Consider the following 8,832-nt stretch of genomic DNA (forward strand, 5'->3'; position numbering starts at 1 on the left):
CCGCTCCGCGTCGTCTCCGGCACGTCGTCCCGCGTTCGCCCGGATGTGGTCGGATGCCCTCCGTGGAGAGCGCGGACACGCTGGCCGACCTCGCCGTGACGATCGCCCGGGAGACCGCGGCGCTGGCGCTGGCCGTGCGCGAGCGGGTGGTGGCGGGCCGGCTCGACACCAAGAGCTCGGCCACCGACGTGGTCACCGAGGGCGACACGGCGTGCGAGGCGCTGGTCCGCGAACGGCTGGCCGCGGCCCGGCCCGACGACCTCGTGCTCGGGGAGGAGGGCGGCACCTCCGGCACGCCGGCGCCCGGCCAGGTCCGCTGGGTGGTCGACCCCATCGACGGCACCGTCAACTACACCCACGGCCTGCCGTGGTTCTCGGTGTCGCTGGGCGCCGAGGTGGACGGGCGTGTCGTGGCCGGCGCCGTCGTCGAGCCCGTGTCGGGACGGGTCTGGCGCGCCGTCCGCGGCGGCGGCGCGACCCGCGACGGGGAGCCGCTGCGCGTCTCGGGGCTCGACGACCTCGGCCTCGCCGTCGTGGGCACCGGCCTCAACTACGACCCGGCCCGCCGCGGCCGCCAGGCGGCGCTGCTGGCACGCGTCGCCGGGCGCCTCGGCGACGTGCGGCGCACGGGCTGCGCCTCCCTCGACCTCTGTGCCACCGCCGCCGGCTGGCTCGACGGCTTCTACGAGCACGGTCTGCACCGCTGGGACGTCGCCGCCGGGAGCCTCGTCGCCGAGGAGGCCGGCGCGGTGGTCCGCCTCCCGGGGGCCGACGGTGACGGGCTGGGGACGGAGGCGACCCTGGCCGCCGGGCCCGCGCTGGCGGGACCGCTGACGTCCCTGCTCGTGGCCGAGGGGGCGGGCGGGATCTAGGGCTCAGGAGCTGCAGTCGACCGTGTGCAGCGCGCTCAGGGCCGCCGGGTCCGGCACCTGGGCGGGTGCCCCCGACCCGTCGGTGGCCGTCTGGCGCGAGAGGGCCCGCAGGGCCTCGGTGACCGGCTGGCCGGGAGAGATGTCGCGGAAGTCGTCGCCCAGGGCCAGGTCGACCTCGCTGCCCTGGCGGCCGTCGGACACCAGCTCGGCGCAGGGCACCACGAGGCTCAGCGTGCGGGCCGCGGCGGCGCCCGCGGGGCCGTAGCGGATCTGGCCCACGCAGGACAGGTCCTGCGAGGGGTAGAGCGGGTCGTTGTCCGGCGGGGCCGCCTCGGCGATGCCGAGCTCGCCGAGCTCGGCCGCCGCGAGCTGGGCCTGGCCGCGCTGGCCGGCGCCGTTGAGCACCTTCACCCGGACGTCCCCGGGCGCCGCGGCCTGCTGGTCGTCGAGCGCGTCCGTGGGCTGCGGCGTGCCCGCGCCCGCGACCGGGGAGGCGTTGCAGCTGGTCACCGACCCGGCGGTGGAGTTCGTGAACACGATCGTCCACGTCACGATGCTCGCCACCGCGAGCACGGCCACGAGGACCGTCGCCGGCACCATGTTCCGCCGCCGGTAGGCGTCGCGGACCCGCTGGGTGCCCGCCCTGACCGTGCCGACCAACCCACGCCCTCCCGCCCGACGGACCGACCCGCCGCGCGGGTCCGGCCCACGGTACTGGTGCCGGCACGCACCCCACGTCCCGGCGCGGCGCGGCACACCGGCGGGGGCGGCTGTCCGCGCCGGCCTCGATGGGTTACCCTCCCGCCGCTCCGCAGCCGCGCGGACGTCGCGTCGTCCGTGCCGGAGACACCCAGCAATGAGACCCGGGTCACTTTCCGGGTCCGGCACAAACGGTCGCCGTCCCGCGTTGTGCTGCCGCACGACAGAGATGGAACCGGCAAGGATCCGGGCAAGACCGAGGGTGGGAACCGCTATGGCGACCGACTACGACGCCCCGCGCCGCAACGAGACCGACGAGATGGGCGAGGACTCCCTCGAGGAGCTCAAGGCCCGGCGCAACGAAGCGCAGTCCGCCGCCGTCGACGTCGACGAGACCGACACCGCCGAGAGCTTCGAGCTCCCCGGGGCCGACCTCTCCGGCGAGGAACTGACGGTCCGCGTGCTGCCGAAGCAGGCCGACGAGTTCACGTGTGGGAGCTGCTTCCTGGTGCACCACCGCAGCCGCCTCGCGGACCAGCGCGGCGGCATGTTCATCTGCCGGGATTGCGCCGCTTGATCAACACTGATCAGCGCAAGGCGGCGATGAGCCGCTCCGGGTGGCGGGTGGACACGACCCAGTAGGGAGTGGGGTCGTCCGGGTCGAGCACCTCGATCCGGACGACCGGCCCCACCCAGGGGCGGTGCACGACGAAGGCCTCGGGATCCAGCTGCGGACCGAGCGCCTCACGCTTGGCCTCGCCGACGACCGCGTCGACGCGGCCCATGAACGACACGGGCAGGTGCGCCTGCCCGACCCGCAGCTCCCGCTCGCCCCCGGTGCCGCGGACCTCGACCCGGACGCGGCCGAGCCAGAGCAGCGCGGCTACCGCGAGCGGCACCAGCAGCACGTACGGCAGCCAGGCCCGCACGCCCGGGTACCCCATGTGGATCTCCGCCGCCAGCAGGACGGCGACGAGGAGGCCGGGCGGCCAGGCCCACCAGGGCACGCCCAGGCGCTCGACGTGGTCGGCCCCGGCAGGGCGTGCGTCGGATCCCGGTGAGGGCCGTGGGGAGCTCACGACACCCAGAGTAGTCTCGCCCGCCGTGCTCCAGGTCGACCTCGTCCGCCTCGACCCCGGGCTGCCCGTGCCGTCGCGGGCCCGTCCGGGCGACGCCGGCGCGGATCTCGCGGCCGCCCGGGACGTGGTGCTCGCCCCCGGCGAGCGCGCGCTGGTGGGGACGGGGATCGCCATCGTGCTGCCCGAGGGCTACGCGGCGTTCGTCGTCCCGCGCTCCGGGCTCGCCGCCCGCGAGGGGGTGGGCCTGCTCAACGCGCCCGGGACCGTCGACGCCGGCTACCGCGGCGAGATCCGGGTGTGCCTGGTCAACCACGACCCCGAACGCACCGTCACGCTGCGCCGCGGCGACCGCGTCGCGCAGCTGGTGGTGCAGCGGGTGGAGCAGACCGAGTTCCGGGTCCTCGAGGACGTGACCGACCTCGAGGGCCTCGCCGCGCACGCGCCGTCGGTCCGCGGCACGGGGGGCTTCGGCTCGTCCGGGACGAACGGGACGATCAGCGAAGGAGGACAGCCGTGAGCGAGGACGTGCGCGGCGGGCGGCACCGCCACCGCAGCGGGCGCGTCGCGCAGGTGCCCGCGTCGGCCGACCCGGCCGGACGCCGCCACCACCAGCGCCAGGGCCCGTGGGACGCCGAGCACGCGCCCCGCGACGGCCGGCTGCGCCTCGACCTGGGCTCCGTGCAGCTGCCGATCCCGCGCGGCGCGCGGCTCAAGGCCGAGCCGGACCCGTCGGGCCCGCTGCGGGCCGTGCACGTGCTCGTGCCCGAGGGCCGGCTCACCGTCAGCGCCTTCGCCGCGCCGCGCACGGGCGGGCTGTGGCCCGAGCTCGTCGAGGAGCTCGCGGCGCAGCTGCAGTCCGAGGGCGCGACGATCCGCCGCGACCGGGGGGAGTGGGGCCGCGAGCTCGTCGCCCGCAACGGCGACACCGTGGCCCGCGTCGTCGGCGTCGAGGGCCCGCGCTGGATGCTGCGCGGCGTCGGCACCGGCCCCGTGCAGCACGCGCTGAAGCTGCACGGGCTGCTCCGCGAGATGATCCGCGGGACGGTGGTGGCGCGGTCGTCGGACCCGCTGCCGGTGCGCTCGCTGCTGCCCCTCGAGGTCCCCGAGGACGTGCCGCCGGAGTTCGCGGACTCGCTGGTCGAGTCGATGCCCACCAAGCCCCGCCAGATCACCCGCCCGGAGGGCCCGGTCATCCCGATGATGCTGCCGCAGCGCGCCGGGGCGGGGACGTCGCCCGGCCGGACCTGACGCGCGCGTGCCGGTGGGCGGAACGGGCATACCACGGGCCCGCCATCCGTTTATCCTTCGGACAGCCGCGGTCGAAGGTGCCCGTTCGGGGAGGCCGGCGCGGGGTCGTACGGGAGCGTTGTCATGACCGCCGAGACCGGATTCCTGCGCCGCATGGTCCGCCGCCTCACCTCCGACGTCGGTGACCTCGACGCCGACGACCTGTCGGCCGAGGCCGTGCGCTCCGGCTGCAACCGGGCGTGCGACTCGAGCACCGGCGAGGCCGTCACCGTCAAGGGCCGCCTGCGCTCGGTGGAGATCTGCCCGCGCGGCTCGGTCGCGACCCTCGAGGCCGAGCTGTTCGACGGCACCGACGGGGTCACGCTCGTGTGGTTGGGACGCCGCCGGATCCCCGGCATCGAGCCGGGTCGTACGGTGCGTGCCAGCGGGCGCGTCGCCGTCCGCGACGGACGCAAGGTCATCTACAACCCCTACTACGAGCTGCAGCGGGCGCACTGACCCGAGCAGGGCGCGCCGCACGGGAGACCGTCATCCGACCCGACACGCGCCCCGGCGGCCGTCACGGCCCCGATCCCGAGGACCCGCCCACCGGCCCCGTGCAGGGGCTGGGAGGGCGCCGGCCCGACCCGCCGACGGACGTGCTCTCCTTCGGGCGCGAGCCCGGGGACGACCACGCCGGGGAGCCCGCGGAGGCCCCCGAGGCACCCGAGGCGCCGGAGGAGGCACCCGAGCCCCGGGCGCCGACGCTGCTCGACCAGATGGGCGGGGTGTCCGGCATCGTCGCCTCCGGCGTGCCGGTGGTGGTCTTCGTCGTCGCCCAGGCCGTGGCGGGCAACCTCGTCGCCTCGATCGTCGCGGCGGTCGTGTCGGCGGTGGCCGTCGCCGTGTGGCGCCTGGTGCGGGGCGAGGCCGTCCAGCCCGCCCTGTCGGGCCTGCTCGGCGTCGCGGTGTGCGCGTTCGTCGCCTGGCGCACGGGCGAGGCCAAGGGCTTCTTCCTGCTGGGGATCTGGACGAGCCTCGTCTACGGCGGGGTGTTCCTGCTCTCCGTGCTCGTGCGGCGCCCGCTGGTCGGCGTCCTGTGGCACCTCGTCAACGGCGAGGGGCAGACGTGGCGGCGCGACCCGCGGGTGCTGCGCGCCTTCGACCTGGCGTCGCTGGCCTGGGTCGTCGTCTTCGGTGCCCGCTTCGTCGTGCAGCGCTGGCTCTACGACTCCGTGTACGCCGACACCTGGCTCGGCTGGGTCCGGCTCGCGATGGGCGTGCCCCTCGCGCTGCTGGCCGCCGCCGTCACCGTGTGGGCCATCCGGCGCAGCCGCGCCGCGTCCGAGGCCCCCGCGAGCACCGGACGGCGGAGATCAACGCGGAGTTCGCGCGCCTAGAGGCAGCGAACAGCCCGTTCGCTGCGTCCCCGGGACGGTCAGGCCTCCGGCTCGCCCTTGAGGACGCGCTGGATCTCCTCCTCGACGTCCTCGCCGGTGACGAACATCAGCTCGTCGCCGGGCTCGAGGGGGTCGTCGGCCTGGGGGACGATGACCCGCCCGCCGCGCAGGATGGCGACGAGCGCCGCCTCGCGGGGCAGCGGCACCTCGCGCACGGCCCGGCCCGCGAGCGGGGTGGACGCCGGCAGGGTGACCTCGACGAGGTTGGCGGTGCCCTGCCGCAGGGTCATCAGGCGCACGAGGTCGCCCACTGAGACGGCCTCCTCGACCATCGCCGCGAGCATGCGGGGCGTGGAGACGGCGACGTCGACGCCCCAGCCGTCGTTGAACAGCCACTCGTTGCGGGGGTCGTTCACCCGGGCGACCACCCGGCGCACGGCGAACTCGGTCTTCGCCAGCAGCGAGACGACGAGGTTGACCTTGTCGTCGCCCGTCGCGGCGATGACGACGTCGCAGCCCTGCACGCGCGCCTCCTCCAGCGAGGCGAGCTCGCAGGCGTCGGCGTGCACCCACTCGGCCTGGGGGACGGCCTCGGGCTCGACCTGGGCGAGGTCGCGCTCGATGAGCATCACCTCGTGGTCGGCCTCGACGAGCTCGGCGGCGATGGAGCGGCCGACCGCCCCGGCCCCGGCCACGGTGACGCGCATCGCTACTCGCCCCTCTCCGGCGACGCCGCCGCGGCGGCGGTGACGGCGGCGACCGTGCCGCTCACGGCCGCCGTGTACACGACGTCCTCGGCCTGCAGGACCGTGTCGGCGGTGGTCAGCACCCCGGTGCCGAAGCGCACGATGAACGCCACGCGGCTGCCCGTGGCCTCCTCGAGCTCGGACACCGGCCGGCCCGACCAGTCCTCGTGGAAGTGCAGCTGCATGATCGCCACGGTGCCCGAGGGGTCGCGCCACGCAGTGGCGACGCCGTCGGGCAGCAGCATCCGCAGGAACCGGTCCGTGGTCCACGGCACGGTGGCCACGGTCGGGATGCCCAGGCGCTCGTAGACCGCGGCGCGCTTGGCGTCGTAGATGCGGGCGACGACCTGGCCGACACCGAACGTCTCGCGGGCCACGCGCGCGGCGATGATGTTGGAGTTGTCGCCGGAGGAGACGGCCGCGAAGGCCTCGGCGCGGTGGATGCCGGCCGCGGTGAGCACCTCGCGGTCAAAGCCGGTGCCGACGACCTCCTGGCCGTGGAAGTCGCTGCCGAGGCGGCGGAACGCCTGCGGGTCGCGGTCCACCACGGCCACGTCGTGGCCCAGTCGTTCGAGGGCGAGGGCGAGGGACGACCCCACGCGCCCGCAGCCCATCACGACGATGTGCACCGCGACACCCCTGCCTCCCGATCCCTGCGCGCCCCGGCGGGCGGTGCGCACCGTATCGCCCGTGTCGTGCCCGCGACGGACGTGTGTACCGGCGCGTGTACCCACCACCACACGCTGGGGATCGGGGTGCGCCGCAACCTCCCCGCGGCGCCTACGCTTCTCTCGTGCCCAAGCTCGCCACGGCGACCAAGCGACTGCTGCTCGGTCTGCCGTTCCGCAGTGACGAACTGCAGGGCACCCTGCTGCGCAAGCGGATCGCCCTGCCGGTGTTCGCCTCCGACGCGCTGTCCTCGGTGGCGTACGCCCCGCAGGAGGTGCTGATCACCCTGTCCCTCGCCGGGCTGGGTGCCTACGTGCTCTCGCCGTGGGTGGGCGTCGCGGTCATCGTCGTGCTCGCCACGGTGGTCGTGAGCTACCGCCAGAACGTGCACGCCTACCCGTCGGGCGGCGGCGACTACGAGATCGCGACGGTCAACCTGGGCCGCTACGCCGGGCTCACGGTCGCGAGCGCCCTGCTCGTCGACTACACGCTGACCGTCGCGGTGTCGGTGTCCTCCGCGGCGGACAACCTCGGGGCGCTGATCCCGTTCGTCGGCGAGCACAAGGTCTTCTTCGCCGTCGCCGCGATCCTCGTCCTGACCGCCATCAACCTGCGCGGCGTGCGCGAGTCGGGCTTCACCTTCGCGATCCCGACGTACTGCTTCATCGTCTGCCTCGCCGGCATGATCGTCGTCGGGGTGCTGCGCGTCGTGTTCGGCGACGGCCTCGTGGCGCCCAGCGCCGGCTTCGGGGTGCTGACGGAGAACGGCGGCTCCTCGACCGACGAGCTCTCGAAGCTCGCCCTGGTCTTCCTCGTGCTGCGCTCGTTCACCCAGGGCTGCGCGGCCCTGACCGGCGTCGAGGCCATCAGCAACGGCGTGCCGGCCTTCCGCAAGCCCAAGTCGCGCAACGCGGCCACCACGCTGGCGATGCTCGGCCTGATCTCGGTCTTCCTGTTCTCCGGCATGATCGCGCTGGCGCGGGCGTCGGGCGTCGTGATGTCGGAGCGCCCCGAGCAGCTGGTCGGCGCCCCGCCCGGCTACCGCCAGGAGACGCTGATCGCGCAGCTCGCGCGCACGGTCTTCGACGGCTTCCCGCCCGGCTTCTGGGCCGTGACGATCTTCACCGCCCTCATCCTCGTGCTCGCGGCGAACACCGCCTTCAACGGCTTCCCGGTGCTCGGCTCGATCCTCGCCCAGGACCGCTACCTGCCCCGCCAACTGCACACGCGCGGCGACCGGCTGGCGTTCTCCAACGGGATCCTGTTCCTCGCGTTCTTCGCGGTCGTGCTGGTGGTCGGCTTCTCCGCCGAGGTCACCGCGCTCATCCCGCTCTACACCGTGGGCGTGTTCGTCTCGTTCACGCTGAGCCAGACCGGCATGGTCCGGCACTGGACGCGCCTGCTGCGCACCGAGCCGGACGCCGGCGAGCGCTCGCGGCTGCGCCGCTCGCGGTGGATCAGCGGCTTCGGCACGGCGATGACCGGCACGGTGCTGCTCGTGGTGCTCGTCACCAAGTTCCTGGTCGGCGCCTGGATCGCGATCGTGGCCGGGGTCCTGGCGTACCTCATGATGCTGTCCATCCGGCGGCACTACGACCGGGTCAGCGAGGAGATCGCCGCCCCGGACGTCATGACCAGCACGCTGCCCAGCCGCAACCACGCCGTCGTGCTGGTCTCCCGGCTGCACATGCCGACGCTGCGGGCCGTGGCCTACGCGCGGGCGACGCGCCCGGACGTCCTCGAGGCCCTGACGGTCAACGTCGACGACGCCGACACCCGCTCGCTGGTGGCCGAGTGGGAGGCGCGCGACATCCCGGTGCCGCTCAAGGTCGTCGAGTCGCCCTACCGGGAGATCACCAAGCCGATCCTGCAGTACGTCAAGCGCATCCGGACCGACAACCCGCGCGACGTCGTGACGGTGTTCATCCCGGAGTACGTGCTCGGGCGCTGGTGGGAGCAGCTGCTGCACAACCAGAGCGCCCTGCGGCTCAAGGGGCGCCTGCTGTTCCAGCCCGGCGTCATGGTGGTCAGCGTGCCGTGGCAGTTGGAGTCCTCGAAGCGCGCGGCGGCCCGCCGCCCGCCGGGGGCGCGCGGGTCGGCCCGCCGCGGCTACGAGCCGCCGCCGGGCACGGCCGGCGCG

General features: G+C 74.8%; 11 protein-coding genes. 7 read left to right on the plus strand and 4 right to left on the minus strand.

What is annotated here, in order from left to right; all coding sequences use genetic code 11:
- Nucleotides 1-53 precede the first annotated feature (53 nt).
- Nucleotides 54-872 (plus strand): inositol monophosphatase family protein, encoded by an 819-nt coding sequence (locus ABD994_RS29880; protein ID WP_345424843.1) that lies wholly within the window; start codon nucleotides 54-56, stop codon nucleotides 870-872.
- Nucleotides 873-875: 3 nt separating this feature from the next.
- Here the strand turns inward: ABD994_RS29880 and cei are convergent, their stop codons facing one another.
- Entirely contained in the window at nucleotides 876-1,532 is a 657-nt protein-coding gene (cei, locus tag ABD994_RS29885; RefSeq protein WP_345424846.1) for an envelope integrity protein Cei, read from the minus strand.
- Nucleotides 1,533-1,845: 313 nt separating this feature from the next.
- On the opposite strand from cei, the gene ABD994_RS29890 reads away from it, so the two are divergent.
- Nucleotides 1,846-2,148, plus strand: a complete 303-nt coding sequence (locus tag ABD994_RS29890) for a DUF4193 domain-containing protein (RefSeq protein WP_116706156.1) — start codon at nucleotides 1,846-1,848, stop codon at nucleotides 2,146-2,148.
- A gap of 10 nt (nucleotides 2,149-2,158) precedes the next feature.
- Here ABD994_RS29890 and ABD994_RS29895 read toward each other — a convergent pair whose 3' ends face one another.
- Nucleotides 2,159-2,650: a DUF3093 domain-containing protein gene (locus ABD994_RS29895; protein ID WP_345424849.1), complete on the minus strand. Its 492-nt coding sequence runs from the start codon at nucleotides 2,648-2,650 to the stop codon at nucleotides 2,159-2,161.
- A 25-nt stretch (nucleotides 2,651-2,675) separates the two neighbouring features.
- On the opposite strand from ABD994_RS29895, the gene dut reads away from it, so the two are divergent.
- From dut to ABD994_RS29915, 4 genes are all read left to right on the plus strand, one after another.
- Nucleotides 2,676-3,167, plus strand: a complete 492-nt coding sequence (dut, locus tag ABD994_RS29900) for a dUTP diphosphatase (protein WP_345424852.1) — start codon at nucleotides 2,676-2,678, stop codon at nucleotides 3,165-3,167.
- Nucleotides 3,164-3,898, plus strand: coding sequence for a DUF3710 domain-containing protein (locus tag ABD994_RS29905; protein ID WP_345424855.1), 735 nt, complete (start codon nucleotides 3,164-3,166; stop codon nucleotides 3,896-3,898). The genes dut and ABD994_RS29905 overlap by 4 nt, the downstream gene beginning before the upstream one ends.
- A 123-nt stretch (nucleotides 3,899-4,021) precedes the next feature.
- On the plus strand, nucleotides 4,022-4,396 hold the full coding sequence (locus tag ABD994_RS29910; RefSeq protein WP_345424858.1) for an OB-fold nucleic acid binding domain-containing protein: 375 nt from the start codon (nucleotides 4,022-4,024) through the stop codon (nucleotides 4,394-4,396).
- A gap of 98 nt (nucleotides 4,397-4,494) precedes the next feature.
- Nucleotides 4,495-5,277, plus strand: a complete 783-nt coding sequence (locus tag ABD994_RS29915) for a DUF3159 domain-containing protein (protein WP_345424861.1) — start codon at nucleotides 4,495-4,497, stop codon at nucleotides 5,275-5,277.
- Nucleotides 5,278-5,315: 38 nt separating this feature from the next.
- On the opposite strand, the gene ABD994_RS29920 is transcribed toward ABD994_RS29915, so the two are convergent.
- The gene (locus tag ABD994_RS29920) at nucleotides 5,316-5,984 is read right to left on the minus strand and encodes a potassium channel family protein (protein ID WP_345424864.1); all 669 of its coding nucleotides are present in this window, start codon (nucleotides 5,982-5,984) and stop codon (nucleotides 5,316-5,318) included.
- 2 nt (nucleotides 5,985-5,986) lie between these two features.
- Complete coding sequence (locus tag ABD994_RS29925; protein WP_345424867.1) at nucleotides 5,987-6,652, minus strand: potassium channel family protein; 666 nt, start codon at nucleotides 6,650-6,652, stop codon at nucleotides 5,987-5,989.
- Nucleotides 6,653-6,816: 164 nt separating this feature from the next.
- Between ABD994_RS29925 and ABD994_RS29930 the strand changes: the two genes are divergently transcribed.
- The coding region (locus ABD994_RS29930; protein WP_345424870.1) for an APC family permease at nucleotides 6,817-8,832 on the plus strand (2,016 nt) is incomplete at its 3' end.

It is taken from the genome of Actinomycetospora chlora (assembly GCF_039542135.1).
Lineage (GTDB): Bacteria > Actinomycetota > Actinomycetes > Mycobacteriales > Pseudonocardiaceae > Actinomycetospora > Actinomycetospora chlora.